Consider the following 20,105-nt stretch of genomic DNA (forward strand, 5'->3'; position numbering starts at 1 on the left):
TGTGAGGGGGCGGGCCGGGAGAAGTTCCCTGGCCCGCCCTCTTATCCGTTCTCTTATCTGTTTTCTGGGCCGGGGCCTCTGCCAGCCCGCCCAGACAAGCGGGCTAGAACAGCAGTTCCACGTCATCGTCCGCTTCTGCCAGTTCGCCCAACGGCAGGGCCAGGGTGAATTTGGACCCCTGGCCGCGCTCGGATTCCACCCAGATGCGGCCCCCGTGCTCCTCGGCGGCCAGCTTGCAGAACGCCAGCCCCATGCCGGTATCGAAGCGGCCGTGCAGAGTCAGGCGCGACTGCTCGAAGGCGGCGAACAGCCGGGGGATGTCCTCGGCGGGAATTCCTTCGCCGTTGTCGGTCACGCTGAGGTGCAGTTCAGCGCCGACCACGCGGCTCTCCAGCCAGATGGAGCCCCGCTGAGTGGTGTGCTTGAGCGCGTTGCTCAGCAGGTTGGCCAGCACGCGCCGCAGCATGGTGGGGTCGGCGCTCAGCGGCGGCATCGCCCCCAGCTGAAGGCTCAGTTGCCGGTCGCTCAGGCCAGCGCCCACGTCGCCCAGCGCCTGCTGCACGATTTGTTCCAGGTGGTCGCGGCTCAGCAGATCGCGCTTGAGGTGCATCTTGCCCGCCTGAATCTTGCGGACGTCCAGCATGTTCAGTGACAGGTGCAGCAGGTGGCTGGTTTCGTCGCGGGCCACTTCCAGCAGTTCTTTGGCGTCGGTCGGTAGGCGGGGGTCGTCGGCCACCACTTCCAACAGGCCCAGAATGGCGGTAATCGGATTTTTCAGGTCGTGTACCAGCATATGCACCAGCTGGTCGCGCACGCGTTCCTCGCGCTCCCAGCCTTCCAGGGCATGTTCCACCTGCCGCAGCTGAAAGCGCAGCCCTTCTTGCCCAGCGGAGCGGCGGAGCAGGGCCTGAACCTGCGCCGCCAGCAGGTGCGCCGGGGTACTGACCGGAAGCGCCACGTCTGCCCCGGCCTCCAGCAGGGCGGGCCACTGGTCGGGGCGGTCGAGCAGCAGCCAGCCGGTGGTTTCCAGGCCGCTGTGGCCGCGCAGCAGTGGCAGCACCTCGGCCCAGTTTGTGGGCTCGTTGCCGCTCACAATCACAGCGGCGCCGGGCCGGGTATGACCCGGCAGCCTCAGCAGGGCGTCCACGCCGGCCACCGTCTGCACGGCGATACCAGGCAACTCGGCCTGTAGCCGTCCCGGCAGTTCGGGCGGGCCGCCCAGGACCAGCAGCAGTTCGCCGGGGCCAGCAGTCACGTGCGCAGGTGTCTCAGCGGACAAGGTAGCCCTGCTCACGGAAACGGGTCAGCCACGGCTCAATTTCAGACAGAGGGGTGTCGTGCTCCAGCGCGTACTCGGCTGGACTGAGGCCCTGAATCAGGGCGGTCATCAGCGACAGTGGCAGGTCATGGCCGAATTCGGCGCGGAACTCGCTGTGCGCCGCCGTAATGGGGCTCAGCACGTCGCGGCCGCGCAGGGTGGGCACGTAGGTGGCGTGTGCCCATCCGGCCAGGTGGCGGGGCAGCACAAGCGGCTGCGGAGGACCGCTGACCGGAAAGGCCGCCTCGTAGGGCAAGGTGGCGTCCAGCGTAGCTACCGCTTCACCCTGCGAATACAGGACCGCGCCGTCCGGGCGGGCGTACACGCCACTAAAGTCCGAGCTCAGGTCGAATTTCTGCGCTCCGGCGCCCAGGCCGCTCAGCAGCCCTGCGTAGGTAGGGGGGAGGGGATAGGCACTCAGGCTGGCTCCCCCCTGGTAGGCCAGAATCAGCTCGCCCAGCGCCTGCTGGCCCACGATGCTCTCGGCCGGCGCACTGTGGCTGCCTTGCAGCCGGTCGGCTGCAGCCGCTACGGGACGGCCCTGCAGCAGCAGCACCCAGACATTGTGTCCTTCGGTGTGCGCGTGCAGATATCCGCTCCAGCCCTGCACCTGCAGGTGAGACAGGTAAATGTACAGGTCGCAGAATTCAGTATTCAGGCCCAGCTGGCTGGGAGGCACGTCCGGCAGAAAGCGGGCCAGGAAAGGCTGCACCTCCTGAAACCGGGGGTGCAGGCGCGGCAGCTCTGGCGCGGGCGCAGCGGTCGTGGCAGGCGCAGCGGCCGCGGCTGCTTTGGCCGCTTCGCTGGTGCGGCGGCTGGTACGGGTGGGGCGTGGGGTATCTCCTTCAGGCATACGTCTTCTCCGGGGCGTTGGGCCGCTTGTTCGGGTCAGTTTAATGTAAGGCTGGCCGCCTGACCCGCTCACTCCTGCGCCGGCTCCTGTGCTGGGTCCTGTGCAGGCCGCAGGTGCTGGCGGTAGTGCCGGGCGTTCGCCACGTAGCGGGCCGCGTTCTCGAAGCGCTCCGCCGGGCCGATGACCCGCGCTGGGACCCCCACCGCCACCATGCCGTCGGGGACCACCGCTCCTTCACGCAGCAGGGCGCCGGCTCCCACCACCGCTCCCCGGCCCACCCGCGAGCCGCTGAGCAGCGTGGCGCCCATACCAATCAGGCTGCCCTGGCCGCAGTGGGCGCCGTGCACCACCGCGCTGTGACCCACGGTCACGTCCTCTTCCAGGATGCAGGGGCAGCCGCGTTCGGTGTGCAGCACCGCGCCGTCCTGCACGTTGGAGCGTGCACCTACGCGCACCGGTTCGATGTCCCCGCGCAGGACTGCGCCGAACCATACCGAGCTGTCGGCCGCCAGTTCTACCGTCCCAATCACGGCGGCAGTGGGCGCCACATAAGCGCTGCGGTGCACCTGCGGTACGCGTTCGCCCAGGGCATACAGCGGGCCCACAGGTCCACGCCGCCGGCTCCAGCGCTCCTCGGCCTGCCACAGCAGCTGAAGGTCTTCGGTCAAGTCCAGCCGCCCGGCCGCTTCCCGGACCGGATAGAACCCGTCGCCGTAAACAGGGTCTTTCAGCTGCATTTCCTCGCTGAGCGCCTTCATCAGAAACCAGTCGGTGACGTGCCGCTCCCCACGGGCACTGGTGTGGCTGGTTGGCGGCAGCCAGTCAAGTTCGGCTGCCTCTATGCCCGTCTGCTGCAGAATCCCGCGTGTGGCTGTGTGTGCCGGTGCCTCTCCGGGCTCAAGGCGTGCCTTGGGAAAGGTCCAGCCGCTGCTCCGGCACTGCACCAGCAACACCTGCCCGGCGTCGCTGAACACCACCCCGCCGGCCCCGTGCTGAACGCCCGCAGAGGGACAGACGGTCGCGTCTCGGTCAGTCATGCGGTCAGTATAGGGAGCCGGGTCCAGTGCCCCGCTGAGGCCCGCCCGTAAAGCCGACCTTCACCATCGGCCACCTTTCCCGGTCCCGCATGCCATAATGCATCTGTCTGAGCACCAGCCAAGACAAGTGGTCGCTGTCCAGTGGGCAGAGACCGGCTGCGCTGCGCAGATGCAAGGAGATGTATGCCTCAAGGACGAGTAAAATGGTTTAGCGTGGAAAAAGGGTATGGCTTTATTGAGCATCCCGGAAACCCCGATGTGTTCGTGCACTACAGCGCCATTCAGAGCGGCGGTTTCCGCAAGCTGAACGAAGGCGATGAAGTCGAGTTCGAAGTTGGTGACGGTCAGGGCGACCGCGGCCCCCAGGCCAAAAACGTCGTCGTGACCAACGCCGCTCCGGTGAGCGACCGCAACGAACGCTGGTAAGTTTTTCTTCCGTCGCTAAAACCATATCGGTGTCCCCCTGTGGGGAGCCATAATAATGTTGGTTATGGTGACAGCCGCTCCCTTTGGGGGGCGGTTTTTGGTGGTACTGGAATGGGTGGGTGAAGGGAACAGATGGAGGGGAAGAAGCAGTAGCCGCGCTTCTTCCCTACAGGCAACCTTGCCCGTCTTGTCCGTTTAGCCAGCTGCGACGGGGTCAGGCATCTGCTCAGGTGGCTGGGCTGCGGCGGGCAGGGTGACGGCCAGTCCCTGCGTCTCCGCCCAGGTGCCGAAGTCCTGCAGGCCGGCGCGGAACATCAGCGGGCGCTTTTCGCGCTTGCCCCACTTGCGTTTGCCGGCGGGCAGCTCGGGGTCAGGGACCAGGGCCCAGTTCACGTTCATCGGCTGGAAGCCCCCCGGGTTCGCGCTGGCCAGGTAATGGACCAGTCCGCCCAGCATGCTGGTGTGTGGCGGGGCGCTGGGGGCCAAGCCCTGAGCCAGGCGCGCCGCATTCAGCCCCGCTAGCCAGCCGGTGGCGGCCGACTCCAGATAACCTTCCGTACCGGCCAGCACACCAGCCACGAACTTCTGCGGGTCGGCCCGCAGCTGCAGCGTCTCTTGCAGCACTGCTGGCGCGTTCAGGTAGGTGTTGCGGTGCATTACGCCGTAGCGCACGATTTCGGCGTTCTCCAGGCCCGGAATCAGCTGCACCACGTCCTTCTGGTCACCCCACTTCAGTCCGGTCTGGAAGCCCACCAGCGACCACATCCGGCCTTCGGCGTCCTCCTGGCGCAGCTGCGCGACGGCGTAGGGCCAGCGCCCGGTCCTGGGGTCGTCCAGGCCCTTGGGTGACATCGGCCCGAAGCGCGGGGTGTCCGGACCACGCCGGGCAATTTCCTCGATGGGCATGCAGCCCTCGAAGAACTCCAGCTTTTCCCAGTCGTGCGGGGTGTGGGTGCGGGCCGTTTCCAGCGCCCCGATAAAGCGCAGGTATTCTTCCTTGGTAAAGGGGCAGTTGATGTAATCGGCGCTCTGGTCGTAGCGCCCGGCCCGCCAGGCCACGCTCATGTCGATGCTGGCCGCGTCAATCACCGGGGCAGCAGCGTCATAGAAGCTCAGGCGCTCGCTGCCGGTCAGGCGGGCCACGTCTTCTGCCAGTGCGTCGGAAGTCAGCGGCCCCGAAGCGATGACGCAGATGCCTTCGGGCACCTGCTGCACCTCTTCTTCTACCACCGTAATCAGTGGGTGGCTGCGGACTCGCTCGGTCACGCGGGCGCTGAAAGCGTCCCGGTCCACCGCCAGGGCGTTGCCGGCGGGCACCCGGCTCTCATCCGCCGCACCTACGATGGCGCCACCTACCGAGCGCAGTTCGGCCTGGAGCATCCCCTTGGACTGCATTTCGCCCTCGCCGCCCAGGCTGGTGGAGCAGACCAGCTCGGCGAAGTCGCCGGAGCGGTGAGCAGGAGTCATCCGGTGTGGGCGCATCTCGTACAGGCGCACGCTTACCCCCTGCGAGGCGGCGCTCAGGGCCGCTTCGGACCCGGCCAGGCCAGCGCCAATTACGGTGATTTCAGGCATCGTCATCGTGTCAGTGTAGCGGGCAGGGGAGGGGCCGGCGGCTGCGGCGTTCACCTTTGGACCGGGCACTGCCGGGTGACGGCACTGTCATAAAGGCATTTTTACAGTGGACAGCGTGAGTGCAGGAAGGTCCCCAGAGTGACGACCTCCACGACCACCGGGGTGCAGGGTGCCCGGCCGGCCGTGCAGGCCAGCTTGCGCCTTCAGATCACGGCGGTGATTGCCCTGCTGGCGTTCCTGCCCAATCTGGTGGTCACGGTGGTGGCCGGCCCCCGCCTGCCGGCGGTCACCCTGGCCGTCTGGATTGGGCTGGTGGCGCTGCTGTCGGGCATGATCGCCTGGCTGCTCAGCGGCGTGCTGCTGCGGCCACTGCTGCGTCTGCACGCCGAAGTGGAACAGGGTGATTTCGGGGCCCCCCGTGACGACGACCCGGCCGAGATTCAGGCGCTGCGCCTGGCCTTTGCCGGGCTGCTGGCCCGCCTGAGCACCGAACAGGGCCGCCGTAATGCCTTTATGGCCACGCTGGTCCACGACCTCAAGACGCCGCTGATCGCCACTGGGCACCTGGTCCATTCGCTGACCCACTTCGATCTGACAGCGGGGCAAAAGGAGGAAATCAGCGAGAACCTGCTGGCCGAAAACCGCCGTCTGCTGGCCCTGGTCAGTCAGATGGCCGACGCCCACCGCTTCGAGCGCGATGATGTACGGCTGGACCCCCATCCTACCGACCTGCGCTCGCTGCTGGAGCGGGTGACAGGGCGGCAGCCCGCCTCAGCCGACCGTGGGCTGACCCTGCAGGTTCGGGGGGAAGGACAGGCGGTGGTAGACGCCGCTGTCCTGGAGCGTGCCGTGACCAACCTGACTGATAATGCCCTGCGCTACGCCCGGTCGCAGGTGGTGCTGGCCGTGACAGCGCAGGGCCTGGAGGTCTGCGACGACGGCCCTGGCCTGAGCGCCGCGCTGGACGACCTGGCGCAGCCGTTCAACAGCCAGCCGGCGCTGATTGCCGGGCAGCACTACACCGCCGGGACAGCCGGGCTGGGGCTGTTTATCGCGCGCCGCATTGCCGAGGCTCACGGCGGGGCCCTGAGCTACAGCCGCCACACCGTTCCCCGTCCTGTCAGCGTCTTTACCCTGCACCTGCCCGAAGTGGTGCTGGACTCTCCGGCGGCTGCGCCTGACCAGACCCTGCCGGAAAGGAGTGCCTCATGAACCGTTCCCAAGCTTCTCTTGCCTCCCGCCCAGCCGGCCTTGACCCACGGCGGCGCCGCCCCGGCGAACTGGTCGGTGAGCAGGGGTTCGTGCCTGCGGCCGCTTCGGTGCCCCTGACCCTGGTGATTGCCGACGACCATCCCCTCTTCCGCATGGGCCTGAAATACGCGCTGTCGCACCAGGGCTTCGAGGTGGTGGCCGAGGCCGCCGACGGCGCAGAGGCGCTAGAGGTCTGCCGGCACCTGCGGCCTACGGCGGCGCTGCTGGACGTGAAAATGCCTGGCCTGACCGGCATTGAGGTCTGCCGGCAGCTGCGCAGCGAGTGCCCGGAGGTGCTCAGCATTCTGATTACCACCTTTGCCGAGCCGGCCATCATTCAGGCGGCGCGGGAGGCGGGGGCCAGGGGCTACCTGTCCAAGGAAACCGATCCCCCTGCCCTGGCCACGCAGCTGCGGGCCATCATCGCGGACCCTACCCAGGACCGGCTGCCCCGCGTGGAAGTGCCCCGGCTGACCCCGCGTGAGAGCGAAGTGCTGCCCCTGCTGGCCCAGGGCCTGAGCAACAAGGAGATTGCCCGTGAGCTGGGGGTCAGCCCCGACACCGTCAAGGACCATCTGGCGCGTATGTACGGCAAGCTGGATGCCTGCGACCGCACCGAGGCAGTAAGCCGCGCCCGCACCATCGGTCTGCTGGACTAGCGTCCGGAACTCCGGGTGGGCCAGGTGCGTAGCAGCGGTATGACCGAACGCGAATATGGCCGCCCCCAGGCAGCGCAGACCTCCCCGGCTACCCCGGCTGGCGACGAGGCCAGCACCCGTTTGCAGGATTTCCTGCGCGACACGGCCGAGCGTGACCGCCCCGGCGACGTGTTCGAGCTGGAATCGCCCCGGATGCTGGAAGCCAACGTGAGTGGCCGCATCTGGAGCAAGTTGGGCGCGATGGTGGCTTACAAGGGCAACCTGACTTTTCAGCGCGAAGGCATGCTGGAGGGCGGCATGATGAAAGCGCTTAAGCGGGCCGCGACGGGTGAGATGGCCCCGCTGACCCGCATAGAGGGCCACGGCGTATGCTACCTGGCCGACAAGGGCAAACAGATTACCGTGCTACGCCTGGAAGACGACACCCTGAATGTGAACGGCAACGACCTGCTGGCGTTCGAGGACAGCGTGAGCTACGACATCACCATGCACCGCCGCATGGCCGGCTGGGCCAGTGGAGGCCTGTTCAGCGTGCGCGTCAGCGGGCGCGGGCTGGTGGCTATTCTAAGCCACGGGCAGCCGCTGACCCTGCCGGTACGCCCCGGCGAACCCGTCATCACCGACCCCAACGCCACCGTGGCCTGGAGCGCTGGCCTGAGCCCCGAGCTGCGAATGGACCTGTCGCTCAAGACTCTGCTGGGACGCGGGGGCGGCGAAACCTTCCAGATGGTGTTTGAGGGCAGCGGCTTCGTGGTGGTGCAGCCCTACGAGGAAACCCCCGTGCTGGTGAGCGGGAACTGAAGCCACGGAACGGCAAGGGAGGAGCGGCCTGACGGCATACTCCTCCCTCCTTTCTTGCTCCAGTTCAGTCGGTCGCGGTGGCCGGCTGGGCCTGGGCACTCTCGCCGTGCGGGAAAGCCGCTTCCAGCTCGGCCAGGGCGCGTTCGGCAGTCATGGCGGCGCGGGTACCGGTACCCACACTGGTCGCCAGCTGGCGGTACACCCAGTCGCTCACGTCGCCGGCAGCGAACAGCATCGGCACGCTGGTGTAGATGTCGTCGCGCACTTCCACGTAACCGTCGTCACGCAGCTTGACGGTGTCTCCCAGGAAGCTGGTGTTGGGAATGTGCCCGATAAAAATAAAGACACCGTCGGTTTCCATCACACTTTCTTCGCCGGTCTTGAGGTTCTTCAGGCGCACGGCGCTCACCTGCTCGTCGCCGAGGATTTCCTCCACAGTGGTATCCCAGATAAAGCGCATCTTCTCGTTGGCGAACACGCGGGCCTGGGCCGACTTGTTGGCGCGCAGGGTATCGCGGCGGTGAATCAGGGTCACCTCGTCGGCGAACTTGGTCAGAAACAGGCCTTCTTCCACAGCTGCGTCGCCGCCGCCGACCACCACCACCTTTTTGCCCCGGTAAAAGAAACCGTCACAGGTGGCGCAGGTGCTCACGCCCTTGCCCCAGAACTTTTCCTCGCCGGGCACGCCCAAGCGGCGCGGCTCGGCCCCGGTGGTCAGGATGACCGACTTGCCCTGGTAGCTGCCGGCGAAGCCCTGCACGGTGAAGGGGTACTCTGCACCGCCCGCGTCGTGCTGGATGCTCTGGACCTCGTCCATCTCAATCACGGCACCGAACTTCTCGGCCTGCTGCACCATCCGCTGGCTCAGCTCCATGCCGCTGATGGCCTCGGGGAATCCGGGATAGTTTTCCACCTCCTCGGTCTGGGCAATCTGTCCGCCGGGAAGGCCGCGCTCCAGAATCAGCGTTTTCAGCTCACCGCGGCCGGTGTAGATGGCGGCCGTCAGCCCGGCGGGGCCGCCGCCCACGATAATTACGTCGTACTGCTGGGGTTGTTCCGTCATGGATTCAAGGTAGCACCCACCCGCCTCGGCCGCCGGGTCAGGCACCACAAAAGTGCCCTTCTGCGCCGGCTGCTGACCCCCAGACTGAACACCCAGACTTAATGCAAAGCTACGGTTTGCTTGCGGCTCAGCACCAGCCCTCCTTTGCCGGTGTGCTCAGTCCCTAGAATGGCCGGGTGATTGTTTACCTCTCGGGCACGGTGCGTGAAGTGCGTACCAGCAGTGCCGTTCTTCAGACCGGGGGCCTGGGATACGAGGTCTTTTGCCCGCAGTCCACCCTGGCCCGACTCAAGCCTGGCGAAGCCGCCGAGCTGCATACTCGCTTCGTGGTGCGCGAGGACGCCCAACTGCTGTTCGGCTTTCACGACACCGACAGTGCCCAATTGTTCGACCTCGTGACGGGGGTCAGCGGTGTAGGGCCCAAGCTGGGGCTGGCGCTGCTGTCGGCCATGCCTGTGTCCACGCTGGCGCAGGGAATTCTGGACGGCGACGCCAAACTGCTGTCCAGCGTGAGCGGCGTAGGAAAGAAAACTGCCGAGCGCCTGATTCTGGAAGTGCAGAGCAAGGTCCCCGCGCACCTCGCCGCACCGTCTGGCGGCAGCAAACCAGTGACGGTCACAACCGCCGGGGCCGACGCCATCGACGCGCTGATGGCGCTGGGTTTCCGCGAGGCGCAAGTCCGCACGGTGGTCGCCGGTTTGCTGGCCGACAATCCGGAGCAGAGCGCCGACACCCTGATTCGTAAGGGCCTGGGCCAGCTCCGCTGAGGCGCACCACCGCAGTGCGCCAGCCACGGGCCTGGCGGTTCCTGCCTGTGGCTGGCTTTGCCGTAGAGGCAGGGCAAGGGCGAGCAGGGCTGACGGTCCACATCAAAAGCGGCCAAGACCAAGAGACCAAAACAAAGGATGAATTCGGATGACTCAGCAGAACACGACGGACGGCGTTGACTTTCAGGACCACGCCAGCGAGACCGGCAATCAGGACCAGGGCATTTCCGTGAACTCGGGCTCGGAGCAGCGTGGTCAGCTGACGCAGGACGAGCAGAAGGTCAGCTGGCTGGAGCTGTTTTTCGACCTGATTTTCGTGACTTCGTTCGACCAGCTGGCCAAGCGGTTAGGCGACAGCTTCGCCCCAGAGAACATCATCATCTTCCTGCTGATGTTCGCCGCGCTGTGGTCGGTGTGGTCGGGCAACACGCAGTTCGCGGCCCGCTTCGGCAACGAGAACCGTATCTACCGGTGGGGCACGGTGCTGGAGCTGCTTACCCTGGGTGCGCTGAGCCTCACCCTGCGCAGCGACCTGGCCGATACCGGCTGGCTGTTTGCGGCGGCCTACGCCTTTAACCGCTTTACCCTGGTGGGCATGTACCTGCTGGTCGCCCGTTCCGAGCCGGGGGCGGGCCGCTTTGCTCAGGTGACGGCCGCCGGCTTGGCGCTGTCGGGGGTGCTGTGGCTGCTGAGCATTCCCAGCAGCAGCACCCTGACCCTGGTGCTGTGGGGATTGGCGCTGCTGGTCACGGTGGTGACTCCTTTGTTCGCCCAGCGGTATCACCACGACGCCCTGCCGCACCACGAGCACCTGCCCGAGCGGGTGGGACTGCTGCAAATCATCGCGCTGGGCGGTATCGTGACCGAGGTGGTGGTGGGCGGCCGCCAGCAGGAGATGACCCTGCTGGACCAGGCGCCCACCTTCCTGGCGCTGATCACCTGCATCGCGCTGTTCCGGCTGTACTTCGACCAGTCGCGGGCCCTGCCGGTACTGATGGCCAACCTGCAGTCGCGCGGCGGCACCCTGATGGGCTGGCTGTACTCGCACCTGCCGCTGACCATCTCCATCATGATGCTGGGGGTAGGCTTCGGCCACGGCATCGCCTACGAGGACAAGCACCACGACCAGCAGAACCTGGCGCTGGTGAGCTGGTCGCTGGCCGCCGTATTCGGTTCGCTGGCCCTGATTCGCTACAACGCCTCGCGCCTGACCAGTGTGCCCTCGCTGGACCGCTCCATGGTGGTTCTGCTGCTGGGCACGGCCGCCAGCGTGGCCCTGGCCCTCAGCCATCTGAGCACCCTGCCGCTGCACATTGCCACGGCAGTCGTGGTCGTGGTGGCTGCGATGGTCACCGCCCAAGACCCAGCTTCCGCGCAGCTGGGCGCAGTGGAAGAACGCATCCTGGAGGAACACGGGTCCGAGGAATAACTTCAGCCCCCGCTGCGAAACGCCGCTGCCCTCCCGCCTGGGAGGGCTTTTCCGTGCCCTGGCCCGCTATGCTGGAACCATGTCCGCTGATGCCGCGCCGCTGACCCACGACGACTATCTCCGCCTGCGCGCTGAACTGGAGCGCCACAACCGGGCCTACTACGAGCAGGACAACCCCGAAATCCCCGACGACGAATACGACGCCCTGGCCCGCCAGGTCCGCGCCGCCGAGGCCGAGCATCCCGAATGGGCAGCGGCTGGCAGCCCCACCGAGAGGGTCGGCGGGGCAGTCAGCGCGGCGTTCGAGCCGGTGGACCACCCCACCCCCATGACCAGCCTGGACAACGCCTTTGACGACTCCGAGATGGCCGGCTGGCAGGAGCGCCTGGCCAGGGCCTTGAACCTGCCGCCCGACCACGGCGACTTCGCCTTTACCGGCGAACTGAAAATTGACGGCCTGAGCGTGAATCTGTATTACCGTGACGGCGAATTGCAGTGGGCAGCGACCCGCGGCAACGGGCGCACCGGCGAAAAGGTGACGGCACAGCTGCTGACCATTCCCGGCATCCCGCAGCAGCTGCCGGGCCTGAGCGGCGAGCTGGAGGTGCGCGGCGAGGTGTATCTGGCCCGCGAGGACTTTGCCGCCTACAACGCCCGCGCCGAGGAGTTGGGCGAACCGCTGCTCAAGAATCCCCGCAACGGAGCCGCCGGGGCGCTGCGCCAGAAAGACCCGGAACTGACCCGCCGCCGGGGGCTGAAGGCCATCTTTTACTCGCTGGGCCGGCGTGACGGTGTCCCGGCCCGCACCCAGTGGGAGGTGCTGGAGTGGCTGGCGGCGCAGGGCTTTCCGACCAGCCCCTACTCGCGCCCACTGGGCAGTCTGGCTGAGGCGCTGGCCTACCACGCCGAGATGACCGCCGCCCGCGCTGCACTCCCTTTTGACGCCGACGGCACCGTCATCAAGCTGGATAGCCTGAGGGTGCAGGAGGAAGCCGGGTTTACCTCCCGTGCGCCGCGCTGGGCCATTGCCTACAAGTTCCCGGTGGAAGAGGTAGAAACGCTGCTGGAAAGCATCAGCGTGGGCGTGGGCCGCACCGGCAAGATCACGCCGCTGGCTCACCTGTCCCCCCGGCTGATTGAAGGCAGCACCGTCAGCCGGGCCACGCTGCACAACGAGGACTTCGTGCGCGACATGGACCTGCGGGTGGGAGACACGGTGGTGGTGCGCAAGTCGGGCGGCGTGATTCCGCAGATTATGCGGGTGCTGCCTGACCGGCGGCCAGCAGACGCGCAGCCGTTTGCCTTTCCGGCCGAGTGCCCGGAGTGCGGGCACACGCTGGTCCGCTCGGAAGGCGACGCCAACACCTATTGTCCCAACCCGGCCTGTCCGGCCCAGCAGTTCGAGCGCCTAAGCTATTTCGTCAGCCGTGAGGCGATGGATATTCGCGGCGTGGGCGAGCGGCTGATTCGGCAACTGCTGGCGGAGGGCCTGGTGCGCGACGCCGCGGATTTCTACTTCCTGAGTGCCGAGCAGCTGTCCGGTCTGGAGCGCAGCGGCGACAAGAAGGCAGCCAATATCTTGGCGCAGCTGGAAGCGTCCAAAACCCGGCCGCTGTGGCGGGTCATCAACGCGCTGGGTATTCAGCATGTGGGTACCCGCGTTTCACAGGCCCTGGCCGCCGAGTTCGGAACACTGGAGCGCCTGCTGGCCGCCGACGCTCCGGCAGTGGCGGCGGTGCCCGGCCTGGGCGACGTGATTGCAGAGAACTTGGTGGCGGCCCTGCACGACGGGGCCATGCAGAACCTGCTGCGCCGGCTGGAAGAAGCCGGAGTCCGCCCGCCCGAGACCGTGCAGGAGCGCGGCACTGCTCTGAGTGGCCTGAGCTTCGTGATTACCGGCACCCTCAGCCAGCCGCGTGAATATTACAAGGCGCTGCTCGAAGCCCAGGGCGCCCGCGTGACCGGCAGCGTGACCGGCAAGACCAGCTTCCTGCTGGCCGGAGAAGACGCTGGGTCCAAGTTGGACAAAGCGCAGCAGCTGGGAACGGCGGTACTGGATGAAGCTGGTCTGGAAGCCCTGCTTACCGAGCGCGGTGTGGTGTCTGGTTAAGATGGAGGTTATGGAATCACTCTTTGCCCCCGGCCCCTGGGGGCTTCCCAACATCATCTGGGCCATTGCCCGGGTCGCCAGTGTGGTTTTTCTGGTTCATGCCGTCATGCGGCGGGACTGGCTCTGGGCCGTTTTTCTGGGCCTGGGAGCCGCTCTGGGCGGTGGTCTGATCACAGCGCTTTTTTATGGCTTTACCATTTTTGCTCCGTCGATGCAGGGGAGCGGCACCCGCACCCGGCGCGCAGTCAAGCAGACGGTACAGAGTGGGGTAGAGGCCGTCAAACCGCTGGACACCAAAATTGCCGAGGCGCAGCAGGCCCTCAGCCGCAGCGATACCCTGGCCAACCGCAGCAGCTTGGCTCATCTGCTGACCCGTGCCGGCCGGCTGGATGAGGCGCAAAGTACGCTTCAGCCACTGCTGACGGGCATTTACCGCGATGATCCGGTGGTTTTGCTGACCAGCGCCGCACTTGACCTGGCCCAGGGCCAGCCTGCCCTGGCCGAGCAGAAACTGGGCCAGGTGGAGTTACAGACCTCTGCTGCCACCCGCACTCAGGCCCTAACCCTGTTGGCCGAGGCTCAGGCTCAGCAGGGGAACCTAAGTGGCGCCGAGGCCCGCTACCAGGAAGCCATGCACGCTGCCACCACCGAGGAACCACGCGCCCGCTACGCCGAGTTCCTGCTCAAGCAGGGCCGCACCGAGCAGGCCCAGGAAGTGTTGAACCGTCTGCTCCAGATTGAAAATGAAGCCACGCCGCTCTACCGCCGTCAGGAGCGCGAGTGGTTCGAGCTGGCCGGGCGGCTGCGGCGTCAATTGCGCCGCTGAACAGTGTTTGCCTGCGGGGTAAGCAGCGTCGACTCTCCCGTGAACCCCGCAGCTGATCTACCCATAAGAAAACCCCCGCCACGTGGACGGGGGTTTTTGCACCTCGGTACTGTGGGCAGAACCTTACTTCAGTTCGACCTTAGCACCAGCAGCTTCGAGCTGCTCTTTGATCTTGTTGGCTTCGTCCTTGGAAGCGCCTTCCTTGATGGCGCCGCCCTTTTCAGCCATATCCTTGGCTTCTTTCAGGCCCAGGCCGGTGATGCCACGGATTTCCTTAATCACGTTGATCTTGCTGGAGCCAGCGTCCACCAGGATTACGTCGAATTCGTCCTTCTCTTCGGCAGCGGGAGCAGCAGCGCCGCCGGCGGCACCAGCAGCAGCCACAACAGCTTCAACGCCCCAGGTTTCTTTCAGGCCGTCGATCAGGTCGGCGAGTTCCATGATGGTCAGTTGGCTGAGTTGGTCAATCAGAGCTTGTTTGTCGTATGCCATGTTCGTTTCCTCCAGTTAGGGGATAAGTTGAGTGAGGTTGAAAGGTACGGGGAAGGCGCTTATTCAGCAGCGGGGGCAGGAGCACTGCCCCCTTCGGCCTGCAGCTTGCTCTGGTAGGCTTCCAGCGTGCCGATAAAGGTCGCCAGGTGGGTGGACAGAACGCCGACCATTTCGGCTTGCAGGCTCTGCTTGCTGCCCAGGGTCGCCAGCTTGGTGATGACCTTGGTATCTACGCGGTTGCCTTCGACGAAGCCGCCCTTGAAAGTAGGGATACCAGCTTCGTTGGTCTTGGCAATATCGCTCAGGGCCTTGGCTACGCCAGCGGGGTCTTCGCTGGCCAGCACCAGGGCGCTGGGTCCGGCAAGAATATCGGAGAAGTCCTGATCATTGCTTTGCAGGGCCAGGTGAATCAGGGTGTTCTTGGCCACGATCAGCTGGCCGCCCTTATCACGAATATCCTGACGCAGTTTGGACAGCTGTCCAGCGCTCAGACCCTGGTAGTCCACCAGGTAGAACGATTCCACGCCAGCGAGGCTCTGTTGCAGGTCACTCAGGCTTTTTTGATTGCGCTCATTGGCCATGTTGACCTCCTTCGCTTGGAGTTGTGCTGCTTAGCAGCTCTGGGTCCAGGTGCGGGCACCTGGCATCTCGGCGGGATATTTAAACTTGGCAAGGGTCCCCGCTGTCTACGGTGCCGAAATTGAAGAGGTGCTGTTCGCACCGGGGTGCCGTGAGGGCAAAAAATCGTGAACTTAGTTCTGAGCAGCGCTCAGGCTCAGCTGAATGCTGGGACCCATGGTGCTGGTCAGATAAGCACTACGCAGGAACACGCCCTTGGCAGCGCCAGGCTTGGCAGCTTCCAGAGCCTGCACCAAGGCAGTGTAGTTGGCAGCCAAAGCGTCAGCACCGAAGCTGGCCTTGCCGATGGGCGCATGGATCACGCCGGTCTTGTCGTTGCGGAACTCAATGCGTCCGGTCTTCAGACCGCGCACCATTTCGTCCACGTTGGTGCCCACAGTGCCGCTCTTGGGGTTGGGCAGCAGACCACGGGGGCCAAGCAGACGGGCCAGCTTCTGGCCGATTTGGGCCATCATGTCAGGCGTTGCCACAACGGCATCGAACTCCATGAAGCCGCCAGCAATGCGGTCGATCAGTTCTTCACTGCCGACCACATCGGCACCGGCAGCTTCGGCGGCAGCCACATTCTCACCTTTGGTGATCACGGCCACGCGCACTTCACGGCCAGTGCCGTGGGGCAACGCCACAGTGCCGCGCACGCTCTGGTCACTCTTGCGGGGGTCAATGCCCAGACGGAAGTGCACTTCCACGGTCTCGTCGAACTTGGCATTGGCCAGTTCCTTGACCAGGTCAGCAGCTTCGGTAATGGGGTACTGGCGGCTGCGGTCCACCTTTTCCTTCAGTGCGCGGTAACGTTTACCATGCTTAGGCATTGGGGCCTCCTTCGATGGTCACGCCCATAGAGCGGGCGGTGCCGGCGACGGTGTTGGCGGCAGCTTCCACAGAGCCCGCGTTGAGGTCGGGCATTTTGGTCTGCGCAATCTCCAGAACCTGCTCCCAGTTCAGCTTGCCCACTTTGTTCTTGTTGGGTTCGCCGCTTCCTTTCGCCAGGCCGGCGGCCTTACGGATCAGGTAGCTCATGGGAGGGGTCTTGGTGATAAAGGTAAAGGAGCGGTCCGCGTAGATGGTAATTTCTACGGGGATGATCGCATCGCCCTTGTCAGCGGTCTGGGCGTTGAACGCCTTGGCGAACTCCATGATGTTCGCACCGTACTGACCCAGGGCGGGACCGACAGGGGGGGCCGGAGTGGCCTTGCCTGCGGGGAGTTGCAACTTGACAATCCCTAAAACTTTTTTCATATCTCCTCCTTAGCTCCCCCGTGACGTCCTACTCGTGTCCTTGGGGTGCTGACGCTAAGTGCTGCGTAAGGCAGCAACTTTTACAGTATGCCAGCCCGGGGGGCAGGGTGCAAGAGTGTACGCCCTCGGCGTCCACCCCTGCGGTTTAGACGGCTGTGGTGTTGGGCTGCTGGCCCAGCCGTAAGGTCACTTGCTGACCTGCGCGAAGTCCAGCTCTACTGGCGTTTCACGCCCGAAAATGCTGACCAGCACCTTGACTTTGGCCTGTGCAGCGTTGACCTCGCTGACCACGCCATTGAAATCGGCAAATGGACCGCTCTTGACCTTGACCATATCGCCGGGTTTGAGATCGACTTGAACCTTGGGCGCTTCCACCTTGGGCACCGTGCCCACACCGACCGAAGCCAGCAGGCGCTGCACCTCGTCGGGGGAGAGCGGCACCGGATAGGTGGCTGTACCCACAAAGCCGGTCACGCCATTTGTGTTGCGCACCACTTCCCAGGATTCGCCAAGCTCGCCCGGGGCGTCGTCGTCCTCAATGTCCATTTGAACGAAGACATAGCCCGGGAAGAGCTTACGCTCCACAGTTTCCTTTTTGCCGCCGTCGCGCAGTTCCACAGCCTGCTCACTGGGCTGAAGCACCTGGAAAATCTTGGTGCCCAACATGCCCAGCTTACGGGCACGTTCCAGCAGGTGCTGCTGCACCCGGTCTTCTTGACCAATATACGTATGAACTGCGTACCATTCGATACTCATAGCAACACCGCCTGAATTAGGCCAGTGAAGACCAGGTCCATCAGGTAGACAATAAGGGTCAGGGCCACCAGAAACAGCAGCACTGCCTGGGTACCTTCCCACACCTGCGCACGGGTCGGCCAGCTGACGCGGCTGAGTTCCTCGCGCGACTCCTGTAGATACTGGCTCAGATTCATTCACTCACCTCACGCGAAACCCGCTGGACAGCGCCTAGACGCCAGCGGGTTCCCAGAAATCAAACCTTTTTCTCTTTGAAGGTGACGTGCTTCTTGGCCACGGGGTCGTACTTGCGCAGCTCCAGCTTTTCCTGGGTATTGCGGCGGTTCTTGGTGGTCGTGTAGTAAAAGCCCGTGCCGGCGGTGCTTTCCATCTTGATAATCATGCGGGGTCCGTCTTTAGCCATGATAAAACTCCTTTCGCAGTTCTCCTTACCGGAGCGCTGCTCCCAGCAAGAAACCCACTGGTGACCTGGGGGCCACGCTGGGGCTCAGGCTGGTAAAATCCCGCCTGTCGGCGGGGTAACGCCCCAGTATAAGGCAAGCCAGGAGGGATGTCCACGCGTAACGCAAGTGCCCGCAGGCGGCCTCACGGTGCTGCGCTGCCCGGCACTGTTACACTGACCCGCGTGAAAGCCGACGCTCCCCCCCAGGACCTTCTCTCGCAGCTCAACGAACAGCAGGCCGCCGCAGCCGACCACTTTACCGGCCCCGCCCTGGTCATTGCGGGTGCCGGTAGCGGTAAGACCCGCACCCTGATTTACCGTATCGCTCACCTGATAAATCACTACGGCGTGGACGCTGGCGAGATTCTGGCCGTCACCTTTACCAACAAGGCGGCAGCCGAGATGCGTGAGCGTGCCGGCCGCCTGGTCCCCGAGGCGGACCGGCTCTGGATGAGCACCTTTCACTCGGCCGGAGTACGGATTTTGCGGGCATACGGTGAACATATCGGCCTCAAGCGCGGCTTTGTCATCTACGACGACGATGACCAGCTGGACATTCTTAAGCAGATTACCGGCGGCATGTCGGGGTTTGGCCCCGATACCAACCTGCGGGCGGTACGCGGCCTGATTGACCGGGCCAAAAGCAATCTGGAAACGCCTGCCCAGATGGAGCGGAGCGGTGAGCCATATCTGGCCGGCATTCCCCGGGAGCTGATGGCAGAAACTTACCGCCAGTACGAAGCGCGCAAGAAAGCCCAGAATGCCATCGACTTTGGCGACCTGATTACCGAGACGGTGCGGCTATTTCAGGAAGTGCCCGCTGTGCTGGACAAGGTGCAGAACCGCGCCCGCTTTATCCATGTGGACGAGTACCAGGACACCAACAAGGCCCAGTATGAGCTGACCCGACTGCTGGCCTCACGCGACAGCAACCTGCTGGTGGTAGGCGACCCGGACCAGAGCATCTACCGCTTCCGAGGGGCTGACATCCAGAACATTCTGGATTTCCAGAAGGATTACCCCGACGCCAAGGTGTACCGCCTTGAGAGCAACTACCGCTCCAGTGCCAACGTGCTTACTGCGGCCAACCGCCTGATTGAGAACAACGCCGAACGCCTGGACAAAACCCTGCGGCCGGTCAAAGAGGGCGGACACCCGGTCGTGTTCCACCGCGCTTCCGACCACCGGGGTGAGGGTGACTTTGTGGCCGACTGGCTGACCCGTCTGCATGGCGAGGGCCGGAGCTTCTCCGACATGGCGGTTCTGTACCGCACCAACGCCCAGTCGCGGGTCATCGAGGAGTCGCTGCGGCGGGTAGGCATTCCGGCCCGCATCGTGGGCGGGGTGGGCTTCTACGACCGGCGTGAAATCAAAGACATCCTGTCGTACGCCCGCTTGGCCCTCAACCCGGCTGACGATGTGGCGCTGCGGCGTATTGTCGGCCGGCCGCGCCGTGGTATCGGGGACAGTTCTCTGGCCCGGCTGCTGGACTGGGCGCGGGCCAACGGAGTTTCTGTGCTGGAAGCTTGCGCCCGCGCTGAGCAGGACTCGGTGCTGGAACGTGGAGCGAACAAGGCCACCGAGTTTGCGGCCTTGATGGCGGCCATGAGTGAGGCGGCGGACAACTACGAGCCCGCCCCCTTTCTCCGTTTTGTGATGGAAACCAGCGGCTACTTGGACATGCTGCGCCAGGAAGGCACCGAAGGACAGGTGCGGCTGGAGAACTTGGAGGAACTTATCAGTGCCGCCGAGGAATGGTCGCAGGAAAATCAGGGCACCATCGGCGATTTTCTGGACGACGCGGCCCTGGTGGCCAGCGTGGACGACATGCGCGCTGCACAGGAGAATAAGGGGGTCCCTGAAGACGCCGTCACCCTGATGACCCTGCACAACGCCAAGGGCCTGGAATTCCCGGTGGTCTTTATCGTTGGAGTGGAGGAGGGCCTACTGCCCAGCCGCAACTCGCTGAATGAGCGCGGCGGAATTGAGGAGGAGCGGCGGCTGTTCTACGTGGGGATTACCCGTGCGATGGAGCGCCTGTTCCTGACCGCTGCCGAGAACCGAATGCAGTATGGCCGCACCAACGCCGCCGAGGACAGCCGCTTTCTGGAAGAAATTGGGCAGGACTTTGAAACCTGGAATTCTTTTGGGCAGCCAGTGGATTACAAGCAGAAAACCTGGAAAGACTTCCGCCCGGCTGCCGTTCCCCAGGTGTCGGCTGTCAAGAACACCAGCCCACTGACCGGAGCCATGGCGTACCGCGGCGGCGAGAAGGTCAAGCATCCCAAGTTCGGGGAAGGGCAGGTGCTCGCTGTGGCTGGTGTGGGCGATAAGCAGGAAGTCACGGTGCACTTTGCCAGCGTGGGCAACAAGAAGCTGCTGGTCAAGTTCGCCAACTTGCAGCCGGCCTGACCGCAGGGAG

General features: G+C 64.8%; 21 protein-coding genes. 9 read left to right on the top strand and 12 right to left on the bottom strand.

Annotation, left to right across the window (positions count from 1 at the left end; genetic code table 11):
* Window positions 1-103: 103 nt before the first annotated feature.
* The 3 genes from DEIPR_RS04425 to DEIPR_RS14800 form a co-directional block, all read right to left on the bottom strand.
* Window positions 104-1,255 (bottom strand): sensor histidine kinase, encoded by a 1,152-nt coding sequence (locus DEIPR_RS04425; protein WP_013614630.1) that lies wholly within the window; start codon window positions 1,253-1,255, stop codon window positions 104-106.
* 13 nt (window positions 1,256-1,268) lie between these two features.
* Window positions 1,269-2,171, bottom strand: a complete 903-nt coding sequence (locus DEIPR_RS04430) for a hypothetical protein (protein WP_013614631.1) — start codon at window positions 2,169-2,171, stop codon at window positions 1,269-1,271.
* A gap of 68 nt (window positions 2,172-2,239) precedes the next feature.
* Window positions 2,240-3,208: an NUDIX domain-containing protein gene (locus DEIPR_RS14800; protein WP_013614632.1), complete on the bottom strand. Its 969-nt coding sequence runs from the start codon at window positions 3,206-3,208 to the stop codon at window positions 2,240-2,242.
* 183 nt (window positions 3,209-3,391) lie between these two features.
* Between DEIPR_RS14800 and DEIPR_RS04440 the strand changes: the two genes are divergently transcribed.
* Complete coding sequence (locus DEIPR_RS04440) at window positions 3,392-3,634, top strand: cold-shock protein (RefSeq protein ID WP_013614633.1); 243 nt, start codon at window positions 3,392-3,394, stop codon at window positions 3,632-3,634.
* A 195-nt stretch (window positions 3,635-3,829) separates the two neighbouring features.
* Here the strand turns inward: DEIPR_RS04440 and trmFO are convergent, their stop codons facing one another.
* Window positions 3,830-5,209 carry a methylenetetrahydrofolate--tRNA-(uracil(54)-C(5))-methyltransferase (FADH(2)-oxidizing) TrmFO gene (gene trmFO / locus DEIPR_RS04445; protein ID WP_013614634.1) on the bottom strand — a complete coding sequence of 460 codons (1,380 nt, stop codon included), beginning with the start codon at window positions 5,207-5,209 and terminating at the stop codon, window positions 3,830-3,832.
* A 138-nt stretch (window positions 5,210-5,347) separates the two neighbouring features.
* On the opposite strand from trmFO, the gene DEIPR_RS04450 reads away from it, so the two are divergent.
* From DEIPR_RS04450 to DEIPR_RS04460, 3 genes are all read left to right on the top strand, one after another.
* Window positions 5,348-6,421 carry a sensor histidine kinase gene (locus DEIPR_RS04450; RefSeq protein WP_013614635.1) on the top strand — a complete coding sequence of 358 codons (1,074 nt, stop codon included), beginning with the start codon at window positions 5,348-5,350 and terminating at the stop codon, window positions 6,419-6,421.
* 113 nt (window positions 6,422-6,534) lie between these two features.
* Window positions 6,535-7,119 (top strand): response regulator transcription factor, encoded by a 585-nt coding sequence (locus DEIPR_RS04455; protein ID WP_041222486.1) that lies wholly within the window; start codon window positions 6,535-6,537, stop codon window positions 7,117-7,119.
* 39 nt (window positions 7,120-7,158) lie between these two features.
* Entirely contained in the window at window positions 7,159-7,920 is a 762-nt protein-coding gene (locus DEIPR_RS04460) for an AIM24 family protein (RefSeq protein ID WP_013614637.1), read from the top strand.
* Window positions 7,921-7,984: 64 nt separating this feature from the next.
* On the opposite strand, the gene trxB is transcribed toward DEIPR_RS04460, so the two are convergent.
* Window positions 7,985-8,983 (bottom strand): thioredoxin-disulfide reductase, encoded by a 999-nt coding sequence (gene trxB, locus DEIPR_RS04465; RefSeq protein ID WP_049775067.1) that lies wholly within the window; start codon window positions 8,981-8,983, stop codon window positions 7,985-7,987.
* A 176-nt stretch (window positions 8,984-9,159) separates the two neighbouring features.
* Between trxB and ruvA the strand changes: the two genes are divergently transcribed.
* The 4 genes from ruvA to DEIPR_RS04485 all read left to right on the top strand — a co-directional run bounded on the left by ruvA (window position 9,160) and on the right by DEIPR_RS04485 (window position 14,115).
* Window positions 9,160-9,750: a Holliday junction branch migration protein RuvA gene (gene ruvA, locus DEIPR_RS04470; protein WP_013614639.1), complete on the top strand. Its 591-nt coding sequence runs from the start codon at window positions 9,160-9,162 to the stop codon at window positions 9,748-9,750.
* 148 nt (window positions 9,751-9,898) lie between these two features.
* A complete protein-coding gene (locus DEIPR_RS04475; protein WP_013614640.1) occupies window positions 9,899-11,179 on the top strand; it encodes a low temperature requirement protein A in 1,281 nt (426 codons plus the stop codon).
* Window positions 11,180-11,258: 79 nt separating this feature from the next.
* Window positions 11,259-13,289, top strand: a complete 2,031-nt coding sequence (gene ligA, locus DEIPR_RS04480; RefSeq protein ID WP_013614641.1) for an NAD-dependent DNA ligase LigA — start codon at window positions 11,259-11,261, stop codon at window positions 13,287-13,289.
* A 10-nt stretch (window positions 13,290-13,299) separates the two neighbouring features.
* On the top strand, window positions 13,300-14,115 hold the full coding sequence (locus DEIPR_RS04485) for a tetratricopeptide repeat protein (protein ID WP_013614642.1): 816 nt from the start codon (window positions 13,300-13,302) through the stop codon (window positions 14,113-14,115).
* 123 nt (window positions 14,116-14,238) lie between these two features.
* Here the strand turns inward: DEIPR_RS04485 and rplL are convergent, their stop codons facing one another.
* The 7 genes from rplL to rpmG all read right to left on the bottom strand — a co-directional run bounded on the left by rplL (window position 14,239) and on the right by rpmG (window position 17,644).
* Window positions 14,239-14,607 carry a 50S ribosomal protein L7/L12 gene (gene rplL / locus DEIPR_RS04490; RefSeq protein WP_013614643.1) on the bottom strand — a complete coding sequence of 123 codons (369 nt, stop codon included), beginning with the start codon at window positions 14,605-14,607 and terminating at the stop codon, window positions 14,239-14,241.
* Between the two features lie 59 nt (window positions 14,608-14,666).
* Complete coding sequence (gene rplJ, locus DEIPR_RS04495; RefSeq protein ID WP_013614644.1) at window positions 14,667-15,188, bottom strand: 50S ribosomal protein L10; 522 nt, start codon at window positions 15,186-15,188, stop codon at window positions 14,667-14,669.
* Between the two features lie 171 nt (window positions 15,189-15,359).
* Window positions 15,360-16,058 (bottom strand): 50S ribosomal protein L1, encoded by a 699-nt coding sequence (gene rplA / locus DEIPR_RS04500; protein ID WP_013614645.1) that lies wholly within the window; start codon window positions 16,056-16,058, stop codon window positions 15,360-15,362.
* Entirely contained in the window at window positions 16,051-16,485 is a 435-nt protein-coding gene (gene rplK / locus DEIPR_RS04505; RefSeq protein ID WP_013614646.1) for a 50S ribosomal protein L11, read from the bottom strand. The genes rplA and rplK overlap by 8 nt, the downstream gene beginning before the upstream one ends.
* Before the next feature lie 186 nt (window positions 16,486-16,671).
* Window positions 16,672-17,241 (bottom strand): transcription termination/antitermination protein NusG, encoded by a 570-nt coding sequence (gene nusG, locus DEIPR_RS04510; RefSeq protein ID WP_013614647.1) that lies wholly within the window; start codon window positions 17,239-17,241, stop codon window positions 16,672-16,674.
* Window positions 17,238-17,417 (bottom strand): preprotein translocase subunit SecE, encoded by a 180-nt coding sequence (gene secE / locus DEIPR_RS04515; protein ID WP_013614648.1) that lies wholly within the window; start codon window positions 17,415-17,417, stop codon window positions 17,238-17,240. The genes nusG and secE overlap by 4 nt, the downstream gene beginning before the upstream one ends.
* A 59-nt stretch (window positions 17,418-17,476) precedes the next feature.
* Window positions 17,477-17,644, bottom strand: coding sequence for a 50S ribosomal protein L33 (rpmG, locus tag DEIPR_RS04520; RefSeq protein WP_013614649.1), 168 nt, complete (start codon window positions 17,642-17,644; stop codon window positions 17,477-17,479).
* Between the two features lie 147 nt (window positions 17,645-17,791).
* On the opposite strand from rpmG, the gene DEIPR_RS04525 reads away from it, so the two are divergent.
* Window positions 17,792-20,095, top strand: coding sequence for an ATP-dependent helicase (locus DEIPR_RS04525; RefSeq protein ID WP_013614650.1), 2,304 nt, complete (start codon window positions 17,792-17,794; stop codon window positions 20,093-20,095).
* Window positions 20,096-20,105: the final 10 nt, after the last annotated feature.

The organism is Deinococcus proteolyticus MRP (assembly GCF_000190555.1).
Lineage (GTDB): Bacteria > Deinococcota > Deinococci > Deinococcales > Deinococcaceae > Deinococcus > Deinococcus proteolyticus.